The 25,386-nt window shown below is 52.5% G+C and carries 23 protein-coding genes; 17 read left to right on the top strand and 6 right to left on the bottom strand.

Annotated elements, in window-relative coordinates:
• Positions 1-149 precede the first annotated feature (149 nt).
• The gene (ilvC, locus tag F1728_RS30635; RefSeq protein WP_145185355.1) at positions 150-1,154 is read left to right on the top strand and encodes a ketol-acid reductoisomerase; all 1,005 of its coding nucleotides are present in this window, start codon (positions 150-152) and stop codon (positions 1,152-1,154) included.
• 193 nt (positions 1,155-1,347) lie between these two features.
• A complete protein-coding gene (locus F1728_RS30630) occupies positions 1,348-2,217 on the top strand; it encodes a radical SAM protein (protein WP_155367188.1) in 870 nt (289 codons plus the stop codon).
• Positions 2,218-2,267: 50 nt separating this feature from the next.
• On the opposite strand, the gene F1728_RS30625 is transcribed toward F1728_RS30630, so the two are convergent.
• A complete protein-coding gene (locus F1728_RS30625) occupies positions 2,268-3,395 on the bottom strand; it encodes a DUF4912 domain-containing protein (RefSeq protein WP_155367187.1) in 1,128 nt (375 codons plus the stop codon).
• A gap of 920 nt (positions 3,396-4,315) precedes the next feature.
• Here F1728_RS30625 and F1728_RS30620 point away from each other — a divergent pair.
• The 13 genes from F1728_RS30620 to F1728_RS30560 all read left to right on the top strand — a co-directional run bounded on the left by F1728_RS30620 (position 4,316) and on the right by F1728_RS30560 (position 15,995).
• Complete coding sequence (locus F1728_RS30620) at positions 4,316-4,621, top strand: AtpZ/AtpI family protein (protein ID WP_155367186.1); 306 nt, start codon at positions 4,316-4,318, stop codon at positions 4,619-4,621.
• 501 nt (positions 4,622-5,122) lie between these two features.
• The gene (atpB, locus tag F1728_RS30615) at positions 5,123-5,989 is read left to right on the top strand and encodes a F0F1 ATP synthase subunit A (protein ID WP_155367185.1); all 867 of its coding nucleotides are present in this window, start codon (positions 5,123-5,125) and stop codon (positions 5,987-5,989) included.
• 205 nt (positions 5,990-6,194) lie between these two features.
• Positions 6,195-6,389 carry an ATP synthase F0 subunit C gene (atpE, locus tag F1728_RS32810; RefSeq protein ID WP_145046274.1) on the top strand — a complete coding sequence of 65 codons (195 nt, stop codon included), beginning with the start codon at positions 6,195-6,197 and terminating at the stop codon, positions 6,387-6,389.
• A gap of 144 nt (positions 6,390-6,533) precedes the next feature.
• The gene (atpF, locus tag F1728_RS30605) at positions 6,534-7,124 is read left to right on the top strand and encodes a F0F1 ATP synthase subunit B (protein WP_194242602.1); all 591 of its coding nucleotides are present in this window, start codon (positions 6,534-6,536) and stop codon (positions 7,122-7,124) included.
• Between the two features lie 76 nt (positions 7,125-7,200).
• A complete protein-coding gene (atpH, locus tag F1728_RS30600; RefSeq protein WP_155367183.1) occupies positions 7,201-7,845 on the top strand; it encodes an ATP synthase F1 subunit delta in 645 nt (214 codons plus the stop codon).
• Entirely contained in the window at positions 7,796-9,313 is a 1,518-nt protein-coding gene (gene atpA / locus F1728_RS30595) for a F0F1 ATP synthase subunit alpha (protein WP_145041306.1), read from the top strand. Before atpH ends, atpA begins: the two co-directional genes overlap by 50 nt.
• 58 nt (positions 9,314-9,371) lie before the next feature.
• Positions 9,372-10,244 carry an ATP synthase F1 subunit gamma gene (gene atpG / locus F1728_RS30590; RefSeq protein ID WP_155367182.1) on the top strand — a complete coding sequence of 291 codons (873 nt, stop codon included), beginning with the start codon at positions 9,372-9,374 and terminating at the stop codon, positions 10,242-10,244.
• A 73-nt stretch (positions 10,245-10,317) separates the two neighbouring features.
• Complete coding sequence (gene atpD, locus F1728_RS30585) at positions 10,318-11,769, top strand: F0F1 ATP synthase subunit beta (RefSeq protein WP_155367181.1); 1,452 nt, start codon at positions 10,318-10,320, stop codon at positions 11,767-11,769.
• A gap of 98 nt (positions 11,770-11,867) precedes the next feature.
• The gene (locus tag F1728_RS30580) at positions 11,868-12,269 is read left to right on the top strand and encodes a F0F1 ATP synthase subunit epsilon (protein ID WP_155367180.1); all 402 of its coding nucleotides are present in this window, start codon (positions 11,868-11,870) and stop codon (positions 12,267-12,269) included.
• 491 nt (positions 12,270-12,760) lie between these two features.
• On the top strand, positions 12,761-13,249 hold the full coding sequence (locus F1728_RS30575) for a hypothetical protein (RefSeq protein WP_155367179.1): 489 nt from the start codon (positions 12,761-12,763) through the stop codon (positions 13,247-13,249).
• A 56-nt stretch (positions 13,250-13,305) separates the two neighbouring features.
• Positions 13,306-14,448 (top strand): hypothetical protein, encoded by a 1,143-nt coding sequence (locus F1728_RS30570; protein WP_155367178.1) that lies wholly within the window; start codon positions 13,306-13,308, stop codon positions 14,446-14,448.
• 130 nt (positions 14,449-14,578) lie between these two features.
• On the top strand, positions 14,579-15,016 hold the full coding sequence (locus F1728_RS30565; RefSeq protein WP_149340504.1) for a nucleoside deaminase: 438 nt from the start codon (positions 14,579-14,581) through the stop codon (positions 15,014-15,016).
• Positions 14,973-15,995, top strand: coding sequence for a hypothetical protein (locus tag F1728_RS30560; RefSeq protein WP_155367177.1), 1,023 nt, complete (start codon positions 14,973-14,975; stop codon positions 15,993-15,995). The genes F1728_RS30565 and F1728_RS30560 overlap by 44 nt, the downstream gene beginning before the upstream one ends.
• A 17-nt stretch (positions 15,996-16,012) precedes the next feature.
• Here the strand turns inward: F1728_RS30560 and F1728_RS30555 are convergent, their stop codons facing one another.
• Complete coding sequence (locus F1728_RS30555) at positions 16,013-17,443, bottom strand: DcaP family trimeric outer membrane transporter (RefSeq protein WP_155367176.1); 1,431 nt, start codon at positions 17,441-17,443, stop codon at positions 16,013-16,015.
• 257 nt (positions 17,444-17,700) lie between these two features.
• On the opposite strand from F1728_RS30555, the gene F1728_RS30550 reads away from it, so the two are divergent.
• Positions 17,701-18,393, top strand: coding sequence for an SGNH/GDSL hydrolase family protein (locus F1728_RS30550; RefSeq protein ID WP_155367175.1), 693 nt, complete (start codon positions 17,701-17,703; stop codon positions 18,391-18,393).
• An 11-nt stretch (positions 18,394-18,404) separates the two neighbouring features.
• On the opposite strand, the gene F1728_RS30545 is transcribed toward F1728_RS30550, so the two are convergent.
• The 3 genes from F1728_RS30545 to hpnH form a co-directional block, all read right to left on the bottom strand.
• Positions 18,405-19,733, bottom strand: coding sequence for an MFS transporter (locus F1728_RS30545; protein ID WP_155367174.1), 1,329 nt, complete (start codon positions 19,731-19,733; stop codon positions 18,405-18,407).
• Between the two features lie 336 nt (positions 19,734-20,069).
• The gene (locus tag F1728_RS30540) at positions 20,070-21,443 is read right to left on the bottom strand and encodes a DUF1501 domain-containing protein (protein ID WP_155367173.1); all 1,374 of its coding nucleotides are present in this window, start codon (positions 21,441-21,443) and stop codon (positions 20,070-20,072) included.
• 154 nt (positions 21,444-21,597) lie between these two features.
• Entirely contained in the window at positions 21,598-22,752 is a 1,155-nt protein-coding gene (hpnH, locus tag F1728_RS30535; RefSeq protein ID WP_228030420.1) for an adenosyl-hopene transferase HpnH, read from the bottom strand.
• A 138-nt stretch (positions 22,753-22,890) separates the two neighbouring features.
• Here hpnH and F1728_RS30530 point away from each other — a divergent pair, with 138 nt between their 5' ends.
• Positions 22,891-24,081: an enolase C-terminal domain-like protein gene (locus F1728_RS30530; protein WP_155367171.1), complete on the top strand. Its 1,191-nt coding sequence runs from the start codon at positions 22,891-22,893 to the stop codon at positions 24,079-24,081.
• 5 nt (positions 24,082-24,086) lie between these two features.
• On the opposite strand, the gene F1728_RS30525 is transcribed toward F1728_RS30530, so the two are convergent.
• A complete protein-coding gene (locus F1728_RS30525) occupies positions 24,087-25,112 on the bottom strand; it encodes a hypothetical protein (RefSeq protein WP_155367170.1) in 1,026 nt (341 codons plus the stop codon).
• Between the last annotated feature and the right edge of the window lie 274 nt (positions 25,113-25,386).

Here is a 25,386-nt window from a genome sequence, read left to right as displayed (position 1 = left end):
TGTGAATCACGGTTGTTTTGTTCTCTCTGGACGGCCTGTTGTGTTCTGAACTTCGTTCGAATCAATGTGTGGCTGTTCAAGTTCCCTTTTGTAGAAGCGGATCCGGTTCTGCTTCTAACCGCCTTACAACAATACAAGAGATCAGGATTATGGCAGTAACAATTTATTACGATGACGATGCAGACTTGTCGCTGTTGAAAGACAAAACCATTGCCATCCTCGGCTACGGAAGCCAGGGACACGCTCAAGCTCAAAACCTTCGCGACAGTGGCTGTAACGTCATTATCGGTCAGCGTAAAGGCAGTGAAAACTACGATCTGGCCGTCAGCCATGGATTCGAACCGGTCTCTATCGCAGAAGCCACCAAACAGGGCGACCTGATCAACATTCTGCTTCCCGACGAAGTTCAGGGTGATCTCTACAAGAGCGACATCCTGCCGAACCTGAGCAAAGGCAACCTGCTGCTCTGCTCACATGGTTTCAACATTCACTTCAACCAGGTTGTTCCGCCCGCTGGCGTTGATGCAGCTTTGGTTGCTCCCAAAGGCCCCGGCCACCTGGTTCGCAGCGAATACGTTAAAGGGGGCGGTGTTCCCTCGCTGATCGCTCTGGTTGAAGGGGCTTCTGAAAGCACCCGTCAGCTGGCTCTGGCCTACGCCAAAGGTATCGGTGGTACTCGCGGTGGTGTGATCGAAACATCTTTCGCTGAAGAAACCGAAACCGACCTGTTCGGCGAGCAGGTTGTGCTCTGCGGTGGTGTCAGTGAACTGGTTAAAGCCGGTTTTGATACTCTGGTTGAAGCCGGATATCAGCCCGAAATGGCCTACTTCGAATGTATGCACGAACTCAAACTGATCGTCGACCTGTTCTATCAGGGTGGTCTGAACTACATGCGGTACAGTGTTTCTAACACTGCTGAATACGGCGATTACTCCAGCGGTCCGCGAATCATCACCGACGAAACCCGCAAGGAAATGAAGAAGATCCTGGAAGAAATCCAGACCGGTGAATTTGCGAAAAACTGGTTGCTCGAAAACAAAGCCAACCAGGCTTCCTTCAAGGCGATCCGTCGTCTGAATCGTCAGCATCCCATCGAAGCCGTTGGTAAAGAACTGCGGCGGATGATGAGCTGGATTGATTCCAAAGAGGTCTAATCCAGGTCAATTCCATCGAATGACATCGCAACGCGTCGGGAACGGATCTCTGTTCCCGACGCGTTTTTTATTTGACTGAACTTCACGATTCCACTCACTGCCGGGCGATAACTTACCAGCGGCCTCTTGTCTTTCCGGGTGACGACTCATATAAAACAGGTAGAACCGCTGTCTTTTCACGGGAAATCGAATCATGACTTCTTCACTCCCCCTGCACTCCCAGCACCAGCGAACTTATCACGAGAATAAGTTTGTTTACCCGGTTTTATCCCGGCGGAGTAAGGGAATTTCAATCGGCGTGAACCTGAATCCGGACAAGATCTGCAACTTTGACTGTATCTATTGTCAGGTGGATCGCCGCGAGGAGTCAGAAACACGATTCGTGGGCTTCGATCAGCTGCTGCAGGAGCTCGATCATATGCTCAAGTTCGTGCTGAGTGGTGAGATCTACCAGGATGAAAAGTTCCAATCAGTCCCCCAGGAATTACGCCGCCTGAATGACATCGCCTTTTCCGGTGATGGGGAGCCGACAACTTACAAGAACTTTGACCAGATTGTCGCTGCTGTTGCTGATCTTAAGCACAAGCATGGCGCAAATGACGTCAAGCTGGTCCTGATCAGCAATGCGAGCATGTTTCACCGACCGGGCACACAGGCAGCCTTGAAGATTTTCGATGAGAATCAGGGAGAGGTCTGGGCGAAACTGGATGCGGGAACGGAAGAGTACTTTAAACTCATCGATCGCACGAAAATCCGATTTTCACAGATCCTGGAGAACATCACTGCAGCTGCAAAACAGCGGCCAATTGTGATTCAGAGCCTGTTCATGCTCGTGAATGAGGAGCCGCCGAGTGATGCGGAAATCGACGCTTATTGCGCGCGTCTGAATGAATTCGTCGCTGCGGGAGGACAGATCAAGCTGGTGCAGGTCTATACGATTGCCCGCAGTACCGCGGAAGCTTATGTGACTTCCCTCAAGTCAGGACAGGTCGACGAGATTGCCCGCAAAGTGCGCGAAGCGACCGGATTGATGACCGAAGTCTATTACGGCAACGCCGACTGACAGAGAAGCGCACTCTGTCAGTCATCTGGCGAGGCGAGCGCAAATTCCAGTTATTCGTCGAGTTGAACGGGTTCCAGATCTTTGGTATTCCGTTCGATGGCCAGAACGATTGTCTGCTGACGTCGCTTATTGGATGAGGTGTTGACTGCAGGGATCACCTGACGCCCGTTGGGCAGGCTTAACCGCAGGGCAAAACGCCCTTCCTTGCTGACCGGGATCTTTTCGCCGAGCAGTGTCACTTCTGCCTGGGGATCGGAAGTGCCGTGAATCAACAGTTCCGTTTCAACATGGAATTCCTTTTTCGCCTGCTTGGCACGGGAACCGTTTGATTCGCCGCTGGGATCCAGACTTAAAGGTAATGCGAGTCGTGAGGGAACGCCATTTCCGTTTTCCGCACGGGACGTATAACGCCGCGAACGGGTTGCGGAATAGTTGTTGTCCAGTCGACGCTTGATGCGTCCGCCTTTATCACAGACTTCCGGCATCGGAGGTGTGAGTTTGTGCGAGTAGACCAGTCCGAAAAACTTGTTTTGCGGAGTCACAAAACCCAGTTGCAGCTTGTAAGAGCGGGCCGGTTGATCGATCTGCACAAACCACAGACCGGAATCAATTTTGACTTCGACATCTTTCACATAGGCTTTGCTGGTACGGCTGTTTTCGTTGGTTGTGATGTCGTAGACACGAATCACCGGAACGGCCTGATACCAGTAGGCCCCCAGGGCTGCTTTGGCCCGATCCAGACTGGATTGGGTAATTGTCCAGTTCGCCATTAACCAGTGAGAGTCTTTGACCTGTGCGGTGAGTTTTGTCTCAACTGATTCTGAAGTGGGGAGCATTCGATCACTCTGAGGCTTCTGACTATTCGATTTGAGAAGCTTCTGGATCCGAGCCGGCTGTTCGGAAGGAGTTTGAGTGGTCGAATTCTGAGAGGGATAAGCAGGGACAGCTGCCGGGTTCGGAGTAGACGAAGGGGTTGGTGAGGAACTGGTAGATTTTTTATTGCTGGCAGTGGTGGTTTTGCGTTTGGGCTTGGACTTCGCCATCTTGATTTTAGCAATGGCATTGACCAGTTCTTGCTTACGCATACCGTGCCAGCCTGCAATTCCGTGAGATTTGGCGGTCGCCGCTAAATCGCGACGTGTTTGACTCTCAAGGGACTTTAGAATCGCTGGGGACATTTGGAATGACTCCCAAAATCAACCAAGACACTGGTCGGCGTCTTGATCATGCTCTTAGTCTTCCATGACACTCAGGATCAATGTAAAGCATATCTGCCCCGTTCCACACACTCTTATGGCCGCAGACCACATAAATCCTTTGATGCTAACGGCCCGAATGGTATGAACACCTTGTAAACGTCAAATCAATATTTCGACCAGGACGCTACTCTCCCAGAACAGAAAGCCACTAGTAGTAATTCTCACTTTCAGGAACCAGAACTGAACCCAAGAGTTCGTCCTGAGATTCCCTACCCTTCAAGTCTGCACGTCTAAACAGTCACAAATCGTCGTATACAGTCTGGTAAAGCGATGATTACCGGGTCTGGAAACGCGTTTGAACGGTGTTTGAGATGTCTGCTGACACATGAAACATGTTTGAAGCGTTAGGACACTTTTTAACACGGGCGTTGATAAAAAGCAACTAATGTGGCATTTCCAATTATACAAAAACTTATCAGGACGTTCACCATCCCTTTATATAACAACCACTTAAGAATTTAGTCTCATCAAAAATTCATAGTGTTGGCCAAGAGCCTGCTCGACAATACCCCACGTGATCATACGCTACACATTTCCCGTCCTGCCCAGAGTCTAAGTGGTTGTACTGATTTCAGATCAGCAGACTCCCTTGTAACCGTCGCCTGCAAACTACAGAATGATCTCGGTAGCACAGATCTATTCTTACGACTAATAGACCCCCCGTATCCAGAATGCCAATTTTGAGAAAACCGGTAATCACGTATTTCAGGTTGCAGATACTTTGACTCCTGGGAGACATCTCTTTACAGTCTGAACAAGTCAGTTCGGATTGGTTCTTTAAGTACGTGCTGACTGCGACACGATCTTCTGTTTTTGATACATCATCGAAAGCAACCTCCATGCCTCAACCGGACCGGCGCGGTCGTTCTGCAATGGTAGAAGCCCATCAATGGGTCAGCCGCCTGACAACAGTCAGTCTGGAAATGGTGCTACCTGCTTTTCTGGGTTATTGGCTCGACAAGCAGTGGGGGACACTACCCTGGCTGACCGCAGTTGGTGCAGTGTTTGGTTTTATAGCCGGGATGATGCATTTGCTGCAAATGGCTAAAGAAGCCGAGCAGAAGGAACGAAAAAGGAAAGATCGGTCAACCGACAAGAAGAATTCAAATCAGAGAGATGACCAATCGTCTGCAACAGACTCCTGAATCTCTCGAATGATAACCGCCAGTAATACACACAACACTACCCGCTGACCATGCAATCAACGCCAAAGACATCAGATTCAGCTTTCAAACAGTGCGGCATCCTTACCGCTACACTGTTGGGTCTGTTTGCAGTGCTTTATCTGCCGGCTCAGCGACTGGTTGGCCCTCTTGCAGTGGAAGGCTTAACCTATGCCACCCTGCTCTGTCTGATTCCGGGACTGGTTCTCTTTCCTGTGGTCGGATTTCTGAATCGTGAAATCGCTCCTGTTGCAATCGTGGGTATCTCCACCTTACTGCGACTGATGACCGTCGGGCTCGGGGCATTGATCATTTTGAAAGTCAAACCTGATTTTGGTTTACCCGAATTTTTGATTTGGTTATTGATTTGTTACTTTGCGTCTCTATTGGTTGAAACCTTACTGCTCGTTCGGTACTCTGCCGAAGCCGTTTAGAGTAAACAGAGTTTTGATCAGAAACATTTTTTAATATCGAGCTGAAGCAATGGCCGCGGGTCACTCTGATACCTTCCATCATGTTCGCGATTTCGCTCATTTCGACCTTCCCTCCGGTTTGAAAGTTCATCTACCGGAATTCATGGGATTTCAGGTTACGAAATTCATGCTGCTTCAGCTGATCGCAGTCGCATTCCTGTTCTTTGTTTTCCGGGGACTGGCGAAACGGGCTGCAGGCGGTCAGGTCGTCACCGGACGCTGGTGGAACTTCTGGGAATCCATCGTAATCTACATTCGGGACGAAGTCGTCCGGCCAACAATTGGTGAAGGACATCACCACGATGATGACGATCATGATCATGGTCATCACCACGAACAACAGGTAGGACACCCTGCCGATAAATATCTGCCGTTCGTTCTCTCCTGCTTCTTCTACGTCCTGATCTGCAACCTGCTGGGTGCGATTCCCTGGCTGGGTTCCGCAACAGGCGAGTTGAACGTGACGATTGCACTGGCATTCACCACATTCTGTGCCGTCATCATGTACGGCGTCAGAGAACTGGGTTTCTTCCGCTTCTGGATGTCGCTGGCACCGTCGATGGAACTGCCTTTCCTACTTAAGATTATTCTGGTCCCCATGATCTGGGTGATCGAGCTGGTCGGCTTTCTGATTAAGCATGCTGTACTGGCCATTCGATTGTTTGCCAATATCATGGCAGGTCATACCGTGATTGCCGTCTTCCTCGGCTTCATCGCTTTGACTGCTGATTCAAGTATGTGGGCCGTAGTGATGCCATCCAGTATCATTGCCCAGGTCCTCGTTGGTCTGCTGGAACTGTTTGTTGCGTTCCTGCAGGCATATGTTTTTGCGTTTCTTGCAACTCTGTTTATCGGAACCGCAGTACATCCTCACTGAGATGTCCGTCGGTATCTGACTCAGACTTGCTGTGTATATTTCTAGAGTGTTCCTCGTTGAGAAAGGTCAGGGGATAATTACAATGATCCAGGCTTTACGGATTATGTGCGTGACATGTGTTGTTGTATTGGCCACAGCTGTTCCAGCATTGGCTCAAGAAGGTGGCGCAGCTGAAGAAGGTGCTGCAGCAGCACAGGCAGCTGGTATCTCTCTGGGTGCCATCGGTGCTGGTATCACCATTATTGGTGCTGCTCTGGGGATTGGCAAAATCGGTGCATCTGCTGTTGAAGCAATCGCCCGTCAGCCAGAAGCCGGTGGTAAGATTCAGACTGCAATGATTATTGCTGCAGCGTTGATCGAAGGTGCTACCTTCTTCGCGCTCATCATCTGTCTGATCTGATTCTGCTCAGGCAGAGAACAGACGGTCGAATCGTCAGGCATGAACCGCTGACGTTATTTCGAGCAATATCTTTAACCTCCTTCAGACAACAATGTGAGATTTTTGATCATGTTTAAAAGTCTTTTTTCAAGCCGATGCATGATCATGCTGCTGGTATTCGGCGGCGTGATTCTGGGTACTGCCCTGCTGGGCTCAGATGCATCCTTGTATGCAGCAGAAGACGCAGGTCACCATGCAGGCCCGCCCCTGCACTGGAAAACCGACCTGGCATTATGGTCATTCGTTGTGTTCGTGGCATTCATCGTTGTACTCAAGTCATTTGCCTGGGGACCACTTATCCAGGCTCTGGACGAACGGGAACAGCGGGTTGTCACGGCTATCAGCGATGCAGAATCAAAACAACGAGAGTCTGAAGAACTGGTTAAAGAGCATACCCGAAAGATTGAAGCAGCTCAGGACGAAATCCAGGCAATGATGGTCGAGGCCCGCTCCGATGCAGAGCGCATCAAGCAGGATGTACTCGAACAGGCACGCCAGGAAGCAGAGTCAATTAAAGCTCATGCTGTCGATGAAATCGAACGTGCCCGGGAACTGGCATTGAAAGATCTGTTCGATCAGATGAACTCCCGCGTAATCGATGCTACCGAGCTTGTACTGGGGCGTGCCCTCAACGAGTCCGATCGTGATCGGCTCGTTGAAGAAGCTCTGGCACAGATTTCCGGAAGTTCGAACTGAACTAACGACAAAACTTTTTCAAACCTGTTGTATCAAGTTTGAAGTATTCATCCTTTAGCAGTGAGTTGTGATCAGCGTGAACGATCAGGAACAAATCAAAGCTCGGATTCCAAGTGTGATGGAAGACCCTGGTGCCATTTCGGTGGCCAAGGTTTATGCCAAAGCGTTTCTTGGTTCAGTCCCCGAGTCCGATAAAGACTCCGCCATTGAGGAGTTTGCTGAATTTCTGAATGTTGCACTGAATCAGTATCCCCAGTTCGGGAAGATGCTCACCACGCGATCGCTGAATAAAGAGGAATCTTTACAGCTGATCGACCGGGCGATTGCCCCGCATGCCTCGGAACTTTTCACGAATTTCCTGCGTGTGCTGGGACGGCACGAGCGACTGAATCTGTTACAGCAGATCTACACACAGATCAACAAACTGCGTGATGCAGAAGTCGGTAAAAAGGCCGTTGTGGTCAAATCGGCTTTCGAACTTTCGGATCCTATTTTAGACAGCATCCGACAGCGTTTGAATGACACACTGGGCTTTATCCCGGTATTAAAGACATCCATAGACCAGAACGTCCTGGGCGGACTGGTTATTCAGGTTGATGACACAGTTTATGATGGTTCCCTGCGTACTCGGCTGAAACAGCTACGAGGACGTTTGGACAATAGGAGCATTCATGAAATTCAAAGCGGACGAGATCGCTTCAGTTATCCAGAAGGAAATTGAAGACTTTCGCGGCGAAATCGAAACCAGCGAAGTGGGGCGTGTCCTTGAGGTGGGCGATGGTATTGCTCGCGTCTATGGACTGTCTTCTGCCATGTCTGGTGAAATGGTTGAGTTTTCCAATGGTGTACGCGGCCAGGTCTTCAACCTTGAAGAAAACTCGGTCGGTATCATTATTTTCGGTGATTACCTTTCGATTGCCGAAGGTGATGAAGTACGCAGCACAGGAGCCCTGCTCTCCGTGCCTGTCAGTGACAACCTGCTGGGACGCGTCATTGACCCACTGGGTGCCCCACTGGACGGAAAAGGCCCGATCGTGGCAACGGAATCCAGACCTCTGGAAGTTGCTGCACCCGGTGTTGCTGCCCGTCAGCCTGTGAAACAGCCTCTGGCTACAGGGATCAAGGCGATCGACGCCATGACTCCCATCGGACGTGGTCAGCGTGAGTTGATTATTGGTGACCGTAAGACCGGTAAAACCGCCATCGCCATCGATGCGATTCTGAACCAGAAGGGGAAGGACGTAATCTGCGTGTATGTCGGCTGTGGTCAGCGATCTGCCAGTATTGCCGGCGTTGTTGCTCAGCTTGAAGAACACGGTGCGATGGACTACACAGTGGTTGTCGCCGCGTCTTCCAGTGACCCTGCACCGCTGCAGTACATTGCTCCTTACGCTGGTGCCGCAATCGCAGAATACTACATGTATCAGGGTAAACACACTCTGGTCGTTTACGATGACTTGTCCAAGCAGGCACAGGCTTATCGCCAGCTGTCACTGTTGATGCGTCGTCCTCCCGGACGTGAAGCTTACCCGGGTGACGTATTCTACTGTCACAGCCGTCTGCTGGAACGATCCGCCCGTCTGAGTGATGAACTCGGTGGTGGTTCAATGACTGCTCTGCCAATTATTGAAACACTGGAAGGGGAAGTATCAGCCTACATTCCTACCAACGTGATTTCGATTACCGACGGTCAGATCTATCTGGAACCGGACCTGTTCTTCGCCGGGATTCGTCCCGCGATCAACGTGGGTATCAGTGTATCCCGCGTGGGTGGTAACGCTCAGACGAAAGCAACCAAGAGTGTTTCCGGTAGTCTGCGACTCGACCTGGCGGCCTTCCGTGAACTGGAAGCGTTTGCGCAGATGGGTACCGAACTTGATAAAGCAACCCAGGCGCAGCTCGACCGCGGTTATCGCATGGTTGAACTGCTGAAACAGCCTCAGTTCAAGCCGATGTCAATGGCCGACCAGGTTGTTAGTCTGTTTGCCGGAACCAAAGGTTTCTTCGACAAAGTGCCGATCAACCAGGTTCAGGACGCCGAAAACGAGATGCTGCAATTCATCCACGATCAGTATCCTGAGATCACCGACAAGATCACAGAAACCGGACAGCTGGAAGACGAAACCGTCGAACAGCTCAAAACGGTTCTCGCGACCTTTGTCGAGCAGTACCTGCGTAAGAACGCGTAGTCGACTCGTTACCGTATTCATTGCTTGCACAGTTAATCGAAAACAGGTTTAGAATCTAATGGCCAAAGCACGTGCCATCGTCAAACGATTAAAGGCAGTTAAAAACATCCGTAAGATCACACGGACCATGGAATTGATCGCCACCGCGCGATTCAAGAAAGCCATGGACCGTGCTGCGGAAGCTGCTGCCTATACCCGCAAGATTTCCGAGCTCGTCGCCGATCTGTCCCAGGCAAATCTGGAATTCCACCATCCCCTGCTGGAAAAACATGAAACCGAAAAGAACTCGGTACTGCTCGTGCTGACATCCAACCGGGGATTGTGTGGCGGTTACAACACCGGCGTTTTGAAACTGGCACTCAAGCGTTACCAGGAACTGCAGAGCGAAGGACAGAATGTCCGTCTGGAAGTTTCCGGTAAGCGTGGTATCAGCTTTTTGAAGTTCCAGGGGGTTACGGCTGACAACAGCTACACGCACTTCGAAGATCGTCCGACCTTTGAAGAAGTAGACGATCTGGCCAGCCGTTACATCACGGAATACATCGAAGGCAAAATCGATCGACTCGACGTCGCCTACACCGAATTCATCTCGTCTTCCCGCCAGGCAGCGGTAGTGCACTCACTGCTGCCGATTGGTGCTCTGGAGACATCAGAGACTGAATCGGATGAACAATACGACTATGAATTCCTGCCTTCTGCTCAGGAAATCCTTGAGGAAATCGTTCCGACTGCATTTAAGGCCCGCCTGTTTAAGTGCTTCCTTGATGCCGCGGTGAGTGAGCAGATTGCCCGCATGGTCGCCATGAAAGGCGCCACGGAAAATGCGAATGAAATGGTGGGAACCCTGTCGGCTCAGTACAACCGGGCTCGACAGACCCAGATTACATCGGAAATCCTGGAAATCATCGGTGGGGCAGCAGCTCTCGAGTAATTTCCGGCCATCCCGGCATGGCACATTATGGTTTTTTACAGATTGATCAACATCAGAAAGTAGAGACATATCAATGGCGACAACCGAAGCCAGTACAGAAAGTTCAGTTGGCAAAATCACTCAGATCATCGGTTCTACCTTTGATGCTGAGTTTCCCGAGCATGCGATGCCGGAAATCTACAACGCTTTGACTGTCAACGAAAACATCAAAGGTGTTGAGATCAAAGTAACCGGGGAAGTTCAGCAGCATCTGGGTGGCGGCCGTGTCCGCTGCGTGGCACTGGGCTCTACCGACGGCATGGTCCGCGGAATGAATGTGCATGACACCGGTGCTCCCGTTTCTGTTCCCGTTGGTAAGGGAACTCTGGGGCGTGTCTTCAACCTGCTCGGCGATCCCGTTGATGGTCGTGGTGCTGTTGAAACCGACGAACGCTGGCCGATCCACCGGAAAGCTCCTGCTCTGGAAAACCTGAGTGCTAAAACCGAGCTCTTTGAAACCGGGATCAAAGTGGTCGACCTGCTGACCCCGTTCGTGCGTGGCGGTAAAGCTGGTCTGTTCGGTGGTGCCGGTCTGGGTAAGACCGTGATTCTGACCGAGTTGATCGCCCGTATCGCGAGTGCCCACGGTGGTTACTCTGTATTTGCCGGTGTGGGTGAGCGGACCCGTGAAGGGAACGACCTCTGGCTGGAAATGCAGGAAACCAAAATCGGTCAGACCGAACGTTCCGTGATCGAACAGACCTGTATGGTCTTCGGTCAGATGAACGAACCGCCGGGAGCACGTCTGCGTGTCGCTCTGTCCGCTCTGACGATGGCTGAATGGTTCCGTGATACGACCGGTACCGATACCCTGCTCTTCGTGGACAATATCTTCCGGTTCTCACAGGCTGGTTCAGAGGTATCCGCTCTGCTGGGACGTATGCCTTCCGCCGTGGGTTACCAGCCAACACTGGGTACCGAGCTGGGTGAACTGCAGGAGCGAATCACTTCAACCAAGAATGGGGCGATCACCAGTGTGCAGGCTGTTTACGTGCCTGCTGACGACCCGACCGACCCTGCACCGGCAACTGCCTTCTCCCACCTGGACGCGTTCATTTACCTGGAACGAAAGATCTCCGAAAAAGGGATTTACCCGGCCATCGACCCGCTGGCTTCTTCCAGTCGTATTCTGGACCCACAGTATGTGGGTGAACGTCACTACCGCGTGGCTCGTGAAGTTCAGCAGACTCTGCAGCGTTATCGCGAACTGCAGGACATCATCGCGATTCTGGGTGTCGACGAGTTGAGTGAAGAAGACAAACTGATTGTGCATCGTGCCCGCCGTATTGAGCGGTTCCTGTCACAACCGTTCCTCGTGGCGGAAGTCTTCACTGGTAAAGCCGGTAAGATCACCCCGCTGGAAGATACCATTCGCAGCTTCGAAGAAATCTGTGCCGGTAAGTGGGACCACCTGCCGGAATCCGCCTTCATGTACGTGGGTGCGGTTGAAGAAGCAGAAGAGCAAGCCAAGAGAATGGCTGAGTAATAAGACGTTTTCGAACGTCGTGATCAGATTGTGACCGAAACTGGTTTCGGTCACAATTTCCATCTGAATATCCTGTTTTGAATGTGGTTAGAGCACCCATGGCTCAAGAATTTCGCCTGTTATTAGTCACACCGGAAACGACTCTGCTGGATCAACCCATCCAGAGCCTGCGTTGTACTCTGTATGACGGTCAAATCGGAATTCTCCCCGGTCGTATGCCCATGGTGGGACGCCTGGGTTATGGCGAACTGGTGTTTGAAGCCACTGACGGTAAAGAAGAACGTTACTTTGTCGATGGCGGCTTCCTGCAGGTCAAAGGCTCCGTAATCTCTGTTCTGACCGAACAGGCGATTCCGGCCAGCAAGCTGAATGCTGCCGATGCGGAAAAGATGCTCGAGGAAGCCCTCGATCGCACCGCAGTTGGCGATGAGCAGTGCCAGGCCCGTCAGCGGGATCAGGATCGTGCCCGGGCGATGCTCGCACTGGCCCATCAGAAATAACCTGAACTTCAGGTTCCAGATACATCTTGATCTACAGCTCTGAATCTCATAAATAAGCTGAAATGCCTCGCGCGTTTCAGCTTATTTTTTTACTGGAGCCGTACATGACCGACGCGGAATCCCGCCAACCCGCCCCGCGCCCCTCGGTTGGAGTTCTTTTCAAATGCTGTAATGTCTACAGCAGAATCTACGCAAACCACAACCAGAGTGCCTACGCCGGGCATTGCCCCCGCTGTTCGGCCCGGATTGAGGTGCCCATCTCGAAATCAGGGGGCTCGAACAGTCGATTCCTCTCTGGATCCTAACTTATTACTGTAGAAAGCCTTATCTCTCATAAAAATCTGACATTCTCAGGAAGAAAAATGGCTCTCGCGGTCAGAAACGTCTTGAGCTAAATCCTGAATTGCTCTAGGATTCGCCGCATTGATCAAATCAACACACCAGAAACAACTTCCATTCTGACCTGCCACTTCCTGATTTGAGCCTGATCCATGGATTATCATCTCAAACCTTTAGGTAAAACCTGTTCTTCGACGGGCAAGGAATTTGCGCCCGGTGAAACGGTGCATTCAGTGATCGTCGATCAGAACGGCCATCTGATTCGGATGGATTTTGCCGAAGATGCCTGGACAGGTCCTCCAGAAGGGGCTGTGGGAGACTGGACATTACGAGTACCGGAACCAGCTGCTCAGGGGGCGCGCAAAATCGATCCCGATGCGTTGATGCAGTACTTTGAGCAGCTTTACGAGAATCCAAACCAGGTTCAGGAGAAATTCCTGTATGTCCTGGCACTGTTCCTGGTACAGAAACGTCGCCTGAAGCTGGACGGCTCGCGGAATGAGGATCAGAACTCCTATCTGCAACTGTCGGGAACACACGGTGAAGGCAGTTTCGAAATTCGCGATCAAAACCTGGAAGAGTCAGAAATCGAAGCCCTGCAACAACAGTTAAACACACAGTTTTTAGAAGAGTGGGAATAAGGGACATCCCCACTTTCGGACCATTCAACATGTCGCATGTTCAAGGAAGAACAGAAATGAAGAGATCCAGGCTGATCTTTCGACGGCTGCGTGCCGTGACGCAAGTTTGTGCCTTGATCTGCTGTCTTCTGCTGCTCTCTGCCTGTTCCTCGGTCCGCACTTTTCTCCCCCAGGAAGCCCCTGTCTGCGTTCTGCCTCCCAATGCCAGCTACACACAAATTGTGAATCACCTGAATTCACAGACTGAAGGCGTCTTTGGCTGGCAGTCATCCTCTGTCAAGATCCGGGCACGACAGAAAGGGGGCATCCCCGTCAGCCTGAGTGCGATGCTGGCCGTGGAACAGCCCCAGCGTTTTCGCCTGGTGGCCAGTTCTCCGCTGGGTCCCGAGGTTGACTTCGGCTCGAATGACGAGCGATTCTGGTTCTGGGTCAAGCGTAGCGATCAGAAAAACATTTTTACCGTCCGGCATGACCAGTACGAGGCCATGGGTTCTCAGCTGAATATTCCCTTTGAACCGAGCTGGCTGCTGGAAGCCCTGCGGGTCGTGCCGCTTAACGACAAAGAGCTTTCCATTCAGAAAGAAGGTCAGAATTCACCAAACGTGAAACTGATCTCCGATCGACTGCTGCCCAACGGCAAACTGGTGCAGAAAATTATCGTCGTCAATCTCTGTACCGGGCATATCATCGAACAGTCCCTGTATGACAGCCAGGGACAACGGATCGCGACCGCTACCCTGGGTGAATATCGTACCTGTGGTGCCACGAATGCGGTTCTGCCACACGTGATCAAGCTCGACTGGCCCCAGGCGGGAATCGTGATGACGATGACCATGTCCCAGATCAGCGTCAATCCGGGGGTTCCCTCCGATGTCTGGGGACTGCCACAGATTCCGGGCTACCCCGTGCTGGACCTTGCTGCCGGACTGCCCCAGGTCAGGCAGCAGGAAGCCTCCATAAGACATCGCCCGACACCGATTGAATCACGGGTTGCCGAGCGGGTCGAACCCGCCTGGGCCGATTCACCCGGTCCGGAGCCTCAATGGAGAGCAACGCAGGAAGAACCTCAGTTCGGTTTCGAAGAACCGGATACCTTCCCTGCCAGCGACACGATGCCTGCCCCCGATGGAAATCCCTTCCGCGCGCCAGGCTCGTTTGAAGAAGTTGCAGAAGAACCGCCGGGGCGCGTGAAGCTCTAACTTCCGGCTGACTAATGTCTGGATTTGCCAGGCACACATTTCGTGCAGAATCCCCGTCGTAATTTCGCCCCGATTCGGTTATACCTTGATTCCGGTGGATTTCGAATTACATATCTGGGGAGGCTCATCCATGGATGAATTCATGCAGGCGGCGATTGAGGAAGCAGAGCAAGGCTTAAAAGAGGGAGGCGTTCCCATTGGTTCGGTGATTGTGCATGCAGGCAAGATCATTGGCCGGGGACATAACATGCGTCAGCAGCAGGGAAGTGCCATCCTGCACGGCGAAATGTCAGCTTTGGAAAATGCAGGACGACAGCCGGCGTCCGTCTATCGCAACTCAGTCCTTTATACCACGCTCTCCCCCTGTCCCATGTGCAGTGGTGCCATTCGCCTGTATCAGATTCCCCGCGTGATCATCGGCGAAAATCAGACCTTTCTGGGCGATGAAGAACTGCTGAAAGCAAGCGGCGTAGAACTGGAAGTTCTGCAGGACCAGCGGTGTATCGATCTGATGAACCAGTTTATTGCAGCGCACCCGGATGTGTGGAACGAAGATATCGGCGAGTGATATGACTATGAGTATGTCTATTTTAACAAAACCTGCATATGACCTTTTCAGGCTTCACAGAAATTTTAACCTGCTGTCGTTCCTGCTCATTGTCGGCTCTGTACTGCCAATACCCCGCCTGCAGGCACAGCCTTATTTTATTAAACTTGACCGCCCTCTCGTTGAAAACACGAACTATCAGGTTTTCTATTCCGTCACCATAGAAGGGGGAGCTGATTTTCAGGATCCCGACCGGGTCATCGTCCCCTATTCCAATTCCAAATATGTTTCAACTCACACCATTGAACTTCAAGGAGAGATGAAACTAATGCGAACACCACGCGGATTGCAGAAAAACATCCAAGTCCACTCATTCAAAGTGAATGGAGAACTGCAGAGTGATGATTTCTTCTTAGAGCTGACCGGAAAAGAGTTGGTGATCATCGAACAGGGAAACAGAAAGCAGTTTTTCGTTAACGGAATAAAAGTGACTGGATATGACCTGGAAGTTTTAACCAAGCTGTTTTTTATAGACCGGATTGGTGCAGTCGGGACAGATATTCTTCTGGGGACTGATTCTGAACAGCAGATTGGCGGTACCTGGAAGTTCTCACAAAATACGATCGACTGGGATAAATATCCTGCGTACTTCTCGGATGTGGATGATTTGGATCTGAAGATGGACCGTTCAGGGACGGCCAAGCTGTTATCCACAGGAAAAGTTCATGGCATCGACTGTCTGCAATTGCATTTCTCAGAAGAATATTCTGATTACATGACAGGCTACATTCTCGAAAATCTGAAGATTCTGGATTCCAGTCTCAAGCAGACTATTACCGGTTCGATCCCCAAAGATCCTGCTTTACCCTGGAGAAAAGTGGAACTCGTCAGTCAGACCGAATGCACGACCCATCAACGGAATGAGCCATTCCACGATGTTTTTCACAGACAATGGATTGCCATTAAGGCATCCAGGGAAATCTTGCTGCTCTCAAAATAAATCCGTCACGAACAGAATCAGGGCAGATCAAAAATGAACGAGGTCTGCAGGCGGTGTGCATCGCCTGTCCCGCCGCCGACATCTTCCTTGGTTCCATACAGATACTCAACACCGATCTTGACGTTCTCGATCGGATTCCAGATCAGGTTTGCCGCCAGGTAAGTCGTTTGCTTAACATCGGTGGCAGCCTGGAAGGTCGAGGTTTGGAGCGTATTTTCCGCGTAGGTGAAGTTGGAACTCAGCTCGTCATTCCAGTCATGGGTCAGACCGACCATCCAGCCGAACATGGGTAACAGATCACCCTTATCTGCGGCTGTCGGCGCGGCATCAGGCAGGGAACGATAACTGCCGATTCCTTCACCGAAAACGATCTGTGAATAGACCTTGGTGCGTTCAGTAATCAGCCGCACTCCAGTGAAGTTGAAGCCATAAGCGAAGCTGGTAATTACATCCTGCCCCGTCGGCTGGAAGCCGACGACACGATAGAGCCCCGCAACCTGGTACTGACCGCAGTCATTTTCGTAACGCAGTCGGGTGACAAAATCGGGGGAGGGACTGCGGGGTTCACCTGTGATTCCCTGGGGAGGCTCGATAATAAAATTCGAATCTTCGACAGAGACCGCGAACGTTGTATTGTCATTGAATACTCTCTCTGTCCAGCGGACCTGGGCCTGCCTGCGGTTCACGGCAGAGACAGAGCCTTCGAAGTCGAGTGTTGCAGGAGCAGCTGCCACGTCGGTGAATGTTGTCCAGGTCTGTCCCACCAGCAGTGATCCGGACTGACCGAAAGCATGCCTTAAGCGAAAACGGTTGCCGTCACTGAAGAAGTCACCTTCCACGTAGACACGAACCAGACGGCCGTTCGTCAGCCAGCGGGTATCAAAACTCAAGCGAGACTGCCGCGCATGAAACCGGGCATTCGTTCGATGCGGGGCACCGATGGGAATGTCAGTCGTCACAAACGAGTCTGTCGAATCGATAGGATCGAAATCGTAGATGAAATCGGCTTTGACAAAGCCACCGATTTTCATCGCCGCTTCTTTACCAAAGATAATTAATCCGTCGGAGAACGAGGGGGCCGCGTAGAGATCCAAACCGACATTAAACTGGCGGGCATCTGTGATATAGGGGTCCGCCAGGAGCTCCGGATTGACCTCGCCGCTGCCTACCCCCATGGTCAGCGGCGGCACTATCGCCTGACTGGACTCGCGCTCATCCGGAAGCGGACTACTGTCTGTGTTATTCGACTCATCCAGCGAGATATTCACCCGGCCGGGCTCATCCGTCATCACTCCCGGTGGAAAGGGCTGATCGACGGACAGATACGGATCGTAAGCGGATCGCGCAGCAGGCTCCGGTGGCAAAGTCCGACTTTGTGCCCCGACTGTGGCGGGAACAACGGTCAGTGCCAGCAGCAACGTACAGGCAAGCTTCGTATTCCAGTGCATGGGATGTGAAGTAGAAGAATTGGATTTTGAGCTGAGAGGGTTGAGGAGAGGCAGATTTATAGCAGAAACCCTAAAGTGTGAAAACCTCGGTTTGCAGCGGGAGCACCACACCCAGACACCCATATCTGATTACATGACATGCACTTACGACTCGCCGCCAATTGTGATCATGGCTTGCGTTCTGTTAATTTATCTGACTATGATGGACGCCAGGACTTGCGTCTGATTCAAATCAACCTGCTGGAAAGACCGCCATTATGCTGAAACTGATCTACCTGCTGTTGCTGGCAACTCCCCTGCTCTGTACGGAAACCTCTTCTGCTGCAGAGGTCATCAATGCAGGCGTCGGCGGAAATCGCAGTTCACAACTGCTAAAGCGACTGGAGCGGGATGTGCTCTCGAAGCAGCCGACCGTGGTCGTGCTGATGGTGGGTACGAATGACCGGCTTAACTCGGGAGGCTTTATTGACATCAAGGCGTACCGCAAGAATGTGGTATCGCTGATCGATCAGATTCAGTCAGGCGGTGCGAAGGTTGTCCTGATGACGCCCCCCACCTGTATTCCAGAGCTCCTGTTTACCCGTCATGACCACACAAAGTACGCCGACCAGGCCCCAAAAGTACGCATGCAGGAAGTTCGAACCGTACTGCTGGACCTTTCGCGTCAAAAGCAGATCCCGGTAATCGACTTTCATAACTATCTGATCGACCACAAAATCGCAGACGCTTCAAAAACCAGCGTCATCCGTAACCCGGCGAACAGCGGCGTCAAAGATGGCGTGCATCTGACACCAGCCGGTTATCAGCTGCTGGCCAGACTCGTAGCAGAGAAACTGAAAGCAGAGCAATTGGATATCACAAAGGTAATCTGTTTCGGTGACAGCCTGACCAAAGGATCTAAACAGGCGAACTACCCGGCTTATCTACAACAGCTGCTTTCAGACAAATAAATCAACCGAGATCAGTCTTCTTCCTCCGCCGCTGGTTCAGGCAGCCAGAAACAGGCGATCGATCCGATCAGGTAAACCGCCAGAGCGACGCAGGCCGCTGCGAGTGCCGTCGACTTACTCGGCATCAGCGGAGTCAATGTTGTCGTCACCAGGGCAGCCGAAGTACCAATCATGCGGCCGCCGATATTGGCCGCGAAGCTTTCCCCGGTACCTCTTAAGTGCAGCGGATAGGCGCGGGGCAGATAGTTCCCCCAGAAGCTGAACTGGGCAATCGTCACCAGCCCGGCAAAGAAAATGCCCCACTTCAGCAGCTCCAGGTTATCGCGGGCCGGGAAGAGATACACCAGCGGAATCAGGATCAGGCCGGGAATCTGAAACAGACGCATCAGTCCACGACGACTGACAATCCAGATGGCACACACGGCGAACAGGAAGCGTCCTGTCAGACCGCCGATCTCCTGGTAAAAGTTAACCTCGGCGGCGGTAGATTGTTCGATCTTCTTCTGGACGGGCACCGGCTTCCCCGCAGTCATCTCTTTGACCTGCGGCAACGAGGGGACGATGCGCGGCGTATGCTGCAGGGCACCAAAGGCAGCCCCGTAACTGCAGGCGAACATGATGGTCGTCACGATAGTTGTACGGCGATACCGGGGTGAAAAGAGCTCCGCGATACTGGGGCGTTTCAATGTCCCGGCGTTTTTCTTTTTCTCCCATTCGGGAGACTCCGGCAGGAACGGACGAATGATAATCAGCGGCAACGCTGGAATGACACCGGAAATCAGTGTGTACCGCCAGGCTTCATGTCCGCCGGCGATCGCGGGGAACTGGTCTCCGTATTGTAATGCAAGCCAGTTGGCACCGGTCACCAGCAGTCCGCCGAATGAGGAGAACGCCTGTGTAAAACCAAGTACGGCTTCACGCCGTTTCGGATCAGGAAACAGTTCTGCCAGCCAGGCGACCGCCGCAACGAATTCCACACAAACGCCGATAAAGGTCGTACAGCGGAGGACGATCAGCATTTCGATTGAAGTCACAAAGGCGGCCGCACAGGCTGAGAAGGCATAGAGCAGGATGCTTCCCACCAGTACCCTGCGGCGGCCCAGCAGGTCCGTCAGATAGCCGCCCAGTAATCCGAAGACGCCGCCCACCATAGCCGGCAGAAAGAAGAGCATGCCGACCCAGTATTCAAACTGCGGGGTACCCGGACTGGCACCGACCAGTTCCTGCAACGCGGGACGAACAATCAGGGGAAGCATCAGCAGTTCGTAGATGTCAAACGCAAAGCCGATGGATGCGATAATGCAGATCAACCACTGCGTACGGGTAAACCGGGGGCTCATACGGAAGGCTCTCTTTCTGATCAGGGAGGGATTGGGCAGTAACAGGTACTGGCGAGATGGCAGTCAGGTCACTCAGCTGGTGACAGAAGAGAGCTTCCCTTTACCGGGAACAGCAAAGGAAACTACCGGAGAGCCCACGAACTCAGACCGCAGATTAATCCCCGCGGCTGGCTATTCGTTTCGATCGCGGCGAAATTATTTTCAGGAAATCAGAAAACGTCAACTCATGCGAGGGTGGGAAAATTAAATATTTATTCCAGAGGGGTTCACGCTGGGCGCAATAAAAAACGGCAGACTCCCGGGAAACGAAAGACTGCCGTTCTGTTTCTGGTGCTCTCAGATCAGCTCGTGAATCGGTTCGATTCCCTGATCGACCAGGTATTGAGGTGTTCCCGCCGTGTCGAAGATACGGGTTCCGTTGAGGTCGAGACCAACATTCTGGTACAGCGTGGCAAAGACTTCCTGGAATTTTACAGGGCGATCTTCGGCGTATTCCCCTTTGCGGTTGGTACGGCCAATGACCTGGCCGGCGTTCATGCCGCCTCCGGCGAGCATGGCACAGGAGACGCGGGGCCAGTGATCGCGGCTGTTGTTTTTATTGATCTTGGGCGTACGTCCGAATTCACCCCAGACCACGACCGAAACGTCTTTGTCGAGCCCCCGTTCATGCAGATCGGTCACCAAAGCTGCCAACCCCTGGTCGAGACGTGGGAACTCTTCACGCGACTTGGGGAAGTTCATCCCGTCCGGACCGTGCCAGTCCCAGCGACTGTAATTCAAGGACACGAATCGCGCGCCTGCTTCGACCAGTCGGCGTGCCATGCAGAAGTTTTCGATCATAGGGGGAGCACCGTCCCGCTGGAATTTCTCACTACTTTCCCCGTAGCGGGCGAGGATCTGGGGATCTTCCTTGGACAGGTCCAGGGCATCCGCGAGCTTGGAGGTTGTGAGAATATTCATCGCCTGCTGCGAGTAGACATCCATGCTTTCCATGAGACCGCTGGTGTCAGCATCACGGCGGAAGGAATCGAAGGCTTTCTGCAGTTTTACCCGGTCGCGTAATCGCTCGAGTGTGATTCCCTGCAGGATCATATTGTCTGGTGAACTACGTGCCTTGCGGCCCACCAGATTGAAGGGAGCATAGGGTACGCCCAGAAACCCACCGGTTCCCGGTTCACCCCAGGTACCATTACCCGTCTTGTACATCAGGGCGACATGCGCGGGGACCGCTGAATTGACGGGGCCCTGCAGCTTGGAGACAAAGGCACCGGCAGCGGGCCAGCCTCCGGGGGGCTGGCGACTTCCAAAGGTTCGCCCCGTCATACATTGATAAGCATCGTGTCGGCCGTCGGCATCAGAGATTGTACGGACGGGGATGAACTTATCCATCATGCTGGCCATGCGTGGGAACAGTTCGCAGATTTCCACGCCGGGTACGTTGGTCTTGATGGGAGCAAATTCGCCGCGGATTTCTTTTGGCGCGTCCGGCTTGGGATCCCAGAGATCGATGTGCGACGGCCCGCCGGGCAGATAGATATTGATGATCGCTTTGTGATTACTGCCGGTCTGGCTGTCGGCCTCAGCACGCATGGCACCGGGGAGTGATATCCCCCCCAAGGCCATTCCACCAATTTTCAGAAAGCTGCGGCGCGAGACGCCGTCACAAAAGGTTCCATTTTTCGCGGTCGGTTTACCCAGAATTGTCAGCATCGGATCACTTCCCTGGAGGCGATGATTTGCGGCACAATCAAATCAACATAAATACACGTTGATATGATAGCACGCCCGAATCAGGGACGCAAACCGAATCTGACTGTGTACAGAGAATTAACGAATGCTGATAAGAAGGTCAGCAAGGCTCTTTTCAGCGCTCCACGAGCGCTTCGGTTTCTGACTCGCAGGACTCGTCTTCGGCCGGGAGTTCCAGCTGATACAGGTCGCTGTCGCTGACGGTATAGTGAGGAGCCGGGATCGGTTCTGGTGTGGGGAGTGGCTGCTGGTTGTCCTTCGAACCGAACAGGGTCAGAGAGACCACTTTCATGAAGCCTTTCCAGGAAGAGAAGGTCTGGTCGACTGCCGTTGGTTCGTGTCCGCAGTGCACCATACAGTCCCGGCATTTTTCGTTGCCGCTCTTACGGCCATATGCTTCCCAGCTGGTGGATGACATCAGCTCTTCGAACGTCTCGGCGTAGCCCTCTTCCAGCAGATAGCAGGGTTTCTGCCAGCCGAAGATGTTGTAGGTCGGGTTACCCCAGGGGGTGCATTCCAGTTCCCAGTTCCCTTTAAGGAACTCGAGAAATAATGGGGAATGATTGAACTTCCAGGCCTTTTTCGGGGCGGACAGAATCCGGCGGAACATGGAAACCGTCTGATTCCGTTTGAGAAAATGCTCCTGGTCGGGGGCTTTTTCGTACTGGTATCCCGGGGAGAGCATCATGCTTTCGATGCCCAGCTCGGCCAGTTGATCAAACATCTGCCGCACGCGTTCCGGATCGGCATTGTTGAACAGGGTGGAATTGGTTGTGACCCGGTGCCCTGCTTTCACAGCGGCTTTAATCGCGCTGATCGCTTTATCGTAGATTCCTTCACGACAGACGGCAGCATCGTGGTCTTCCTTGATGCCATCCAGGTGAATGGAAAATGTGAGATACTTCGAAGGAGGATAGTTTTCCAGGTGTTTTTCGAGCAGAATCGCGTTCGTGCAGAGATAGACGAATTTCTTACGAGCAACCAGGCCCGCAACGATTTCCGGCATCTGGGGGTGCAGCAGCGGTTCACCGCCGGGGATTGAAACAATCGGAGCACCGCACTCTTCGACTGCCTGGAAGCACTTTTCGGGGCTCAAATTCTGCTTGAGAATATTCGCGGGGAACTGAATCTTCCCACAGCCGGCACAGGCCAGGTTGCAGCGGAACAAGGGTTCCAGCATCAAAACCAGGGGATAGCGTTTGACGCCTTTGAGTCGTTGCGTTACGACATATTTAGCTACAGTCCACATCTGGGAAAGGGGAACACCCACAGTCGCCTCCATGTTGCGAAAAATTCTAAATCCGTTCAGAATAGAGGTTTCATAGCAGTTTTCAGAAACGCTGTCACCCCCAATTCGCGCGTATCTCGCAATCCAGCAAAGAGTTATTGAAGGTTTAACCCGGTCCACATGAAAATCGCCAGCCTGAAGGCTTATCGCATCCATGTTCCGCTGAAGCGTAAGGTGACGCACGCTTCATACAGCAGGACGGAATCGGAGTCGATTCTGGTCCGCTGTGAGCTGGAGGATGGCACCGTGGGCTGGGGGGAATCTGTGCCCCGTCCCTACGTGACCGGGGATACCGCCGATTCGGTTCTATCACAATACCAGGCGACCGATTTTCGGCCGCTGACGGACTGGCGGTGGGACAGTGCCGCAGAAATGGTGTCACTTTGTCTCTCTTTGAAGTTCGCAGCGCCCCCTGATGGACCAGCCGCATATGAGTCACGGGGCTGCCTGGGAAATGCCGCCCGCTGTGCGATGGAATTGAGCCTGCTGGATGCGGCAACCCGCTCTCTCAATGTTCCCATCGCGGAAGTGCTGACGTGTCTGGATGAGGATCAGACACTGACTCAGCAGCTTCCCGAAGTGCGTTACAGTGCCGTACTGACCTCGATGAAACCGGTCAAACAGACTCTGTTGTCTCTGCTGTATCGACTGACGGGCTTTCGTCAGTGTAAAGTCAAAGTTGGTATGCCCGGCTGCGACGATCTGGCACTGCTGCGAAAAGTCCGCCGTCTGACAGGCCGCCGCATGGAACTGCGGATTGATGCCAATGAAGCCTGGACCCGCTCCGAACTGGAAGCATACGATGCGGCTTTCAGTTCACTGGAAATCCAGTCGATCGAACAACCAGTGGCCCATTCTTCCCTCACGGACCTGAAGGGCATTCACGGACAATTGAAAGCCTGGGTGATGCTCGATGAGTCATTGTGCAGCTATCAGGATGCAGAACAGGCGATTACCGAGGGGTACTGTGACGCCTTCAATTTACGGATTTCCAAGCTGGGTGGCCTGATCCCCACGTTTCAGATTGCCCGTCTCGCACAGCAGGCGGGGATCCATTGTCAGCTGGGATGCCAGGTGGGAGAGACAGGCGTTCTCTCGGCAGCAGGCAGGCATTTTGCCAGCCATATCAGGGGAATCGAGTTTCTGGAGGGGAGCTTTGATCGCTATCTGCTGAGACAGAACATCATCAATGAGGAGATCTCGTTTCAATGGGGGGGCAAAGCTCCCGCGCTGAAAGGACCGGGGTTGGGTGTCACTGTGAATGCAGAGCGTCTGTCACAATTCATGCAGCAGGAAATGCAACTGATCTGATACGATCAGGGAATCAGGAAGACGAGGCCGGTGACGGTTAAGCTCTCAAACAGAGCACCGCGAGCACTGAGCGGAAGCCGTTCAACCTGATAAGGGGGGCAGTTCCCTGGTTTTTCATAGCCGAGAGTATACTGGCACTCATACAGCGGATAAGCACCAATCATATAAGGCAGTGCGGGAATGCGACCAAAGAAACGACCGGCGGAAATGAATGGTTGAATCGCAGGACCGTAGTTATAGCCATACCGCTCGAGATAAGGTTCTTCGAAGTAGAGCGGATTGTGTGGAACCGCTGCTGCAACCCAGTCTTTATTCATGAGCTGCCAGTCGCGGGTGGTGCCCATCGTCACTTTTTCCGCAGGGATGTCAGCCAGGTGTTCGGCTGCCGTGTTGGTCGGCAGATCGCCTGTGGGTGGTTTGGTATTCAGAGTGAGCGACGTTAAAGGCTTCAGCCCCAGCTCCACCAGACGGGGTGCTTTCTTTGCGGCAGGAGGATTCGCCGGTGCTGGCGTCATTGGTGTATCGGGTGCAGGCGGTACAGGAGCCGGTTGTGTCTGCTGCTGAATAAAGTGAAATTCTGGTTCTTCCGTAGTCGTGATCACTGGCTTCTGAGCAACAACGGGAGTTTCTGGCTCTGGATCGACAGCTGATGCTGGCTGAGGGAAACGGATTCCTGTCAGCTCGATCGGCTGGAAATCCTTTGTTTCATCGAATTCGATGGTGAGTTCTCGTGATTCCGGCAACGGAGGCAGCTCAACGGGTTTGGAAACCGGTTTCGGACTGGATTTCTCTGAAACCTGGAATTTATTGAAGCCGGTAATCGTGATCTGGTCAGATTTTACGTCGTCATGCGTCTTATCTGGTGATGACTGTCTGCGGGAGGCTGCGGCTTGCGCGAGTGCAGACATTTTCACTTTGTCATATTCGGGAGCGACTGAGAAATGCGCGCCGTGATTGACTGCACAACCGCTGAAAATCAGACAGCTGAGACAGAGCAGTAATCGAGACGATTTGACGGGCAACCGAACCAAAACAGGCGCTCCAGTGAATAAACAATTGATATCACATAACTTAAGAACTGTATATCAGATACGAATTCGTAGAAACAGGAGTACTCATTCTCAGTTATCGGCTCGGGGAGTGGACCGGGGACATCAGTGTCTGTCTGAGTCGTAAGGTCATTGCAAACCCCCCAGTCATTCAGAGAATCCAGTATTCAGCCTAAATCATATGGACATACAGTTACCTTCTGGAGGTGATTCACGTTATTCACCTCACTTTCATACTGATTCTTCGATTTGTACT

The sequence above is a fragment of the Gimesia benthica genome, from assembly GCF_009720525.1.
Lineage (GTDB): Bacteria > Planctomycetota > Planctomycetia > Planctomycetales > Planctomycetaceae > Gimesia > Gimesia benthica.
Note: the sequence above shows the minus strand (reverse complement) of the source record. Positions and strands in the feature narration are given on the sequence as shown.

What these genes read in the sequence shown, in the direction of transcription:
- ilvC (WP_145185355.1), top strand. Translation starts at nt 150, where the DNA reads ATGGCAGTAACAATTTATTACGATGACGATGCAGACTTGTCGCTGTTG.
- F1728_RS30630 (WP_155367188.1), top strand. Translation starts at nt 1,348, where the DNA reads ATGACTTCTTCACTCCCCCTGCACTCCCAGCACCAGCGAACTTATCAC.
- F1728_RS30625 (WP_155367187.1), bottom strand. Translation starts at nt 3,395, where the DNA reads ATGTCCCCAGCGATTCTAAAGTCCCTTGAGAGTCAAACACGTCGCGAT.
- F1728_RS30620 (WP_155367186.1), top strand. Translation starts at nt 4,316, where the DNA reads ATGCCTCAACCGGACCGGCGCGGTCGTTCTGCAATGGTAGAAGCCCAT.
- atpB (WP_155367185.1), top strand. Translation starts at nt 5,123, where the DNA reads ATGGCCGCGGGTCACTCTGATACCTTCCATCATGTTCGCGATTTCGCT.
- atpF (WP_194242602.1), top strand. Translation starts at nt 6,534, where the DNA reads ATGCTGCTGGTATTCGGCGGCGTGATTCTGGGTACTGCCCTGCTGGGC.
- atpA (WP_145041306.1), top strand. Translation starts at nt 7,796, where the DNA reads ATGAAATTCAAAGCGGACGAGATCGCTTCAGTTATCCAGAAGGAAATT.
- atpG (WP_155367182.1), top strand. Translation starts at nt 9,372, where the DNA reads ATGGCCAAAGCACGTGCCATCGTCAAACGATTAAAGGCAGTTAAAAAC.
- atpD (WP_155367181.1), top strand. Translation starts at nt 10,318, where the DNA reads ATGGCGACAACCGAAGCCAGTACAGAAAGTTCAGTTGGCAAAATCACT.
- F1728_RS30580 (WP_155367180.1), top strand. Translation starts at nt 11,868, where the DNA reads ATGGCTCAAGAATTTCGCCTGTTATTAGTCACACCGGAAACGACTCTG.
- F1728_RS30575 (WP_155367179.1), top strand. Translation starts at nt 12,761, where the DNA reads ATGGATTATCATCTCAAACCTTTAGGTAAAACCTGTTCTTCGACGGGC.
- F1728_RS30570 (WP_155367178.1), top strand. Translation starts at nt 13,306, where the DNA reads ATGAAGAGATCCAGGCTGATCTTTCGACGGCTGCGTGCCGTGACGCAA.
- F1728_RS30565 (WP_149340504.1), top strand. Translation starts at nt 14,579, where the DNA reads ATGGATGAATTCATGCAGGCGGCGATTGAGGAAGCAGAGCAAGGCTTA.
- F1728_RS30555 (WP_155367176.1), bottom strand. Translation starts at nt 17,443, where the DNA reads ATGCACTGGAATACGAAGCTTGCCTGTACGTTGCTGCTGGCACTGACC.
- F1728_RS30550 (WP_155367175.1), top strand. Translation starts at nt 17,701, where the DNA reads ATGCTGAAACTGATCTACCTGCTGTTGCTGGCAACTCCCCTGCTCTGT.
- F1728_RS30545 (WP_155367174.1), bottom strand. Translation starts at nt 19,733, where the DNA reads ATGAGCCCCCGGTTTACCCGTACGCAGTGGTTGATCTGCATTATCGCA.
- F1728_RS30540 (WP_155367173.1), bottom strand. Translation starts at nt 21,443, where the DNA reads ATGCTGACAATTCTGGGTAAACCGACCGCGAAAAATGGAACCTTTTGT.
- F1728_RS30530 (WP_155367171.1), top strand. Translation starts at nt 22,891, where the DNA reads ATGAAAATCGCCAGCCTGAAGGCTTATCGCATCCATGTTCCGCTGAAG.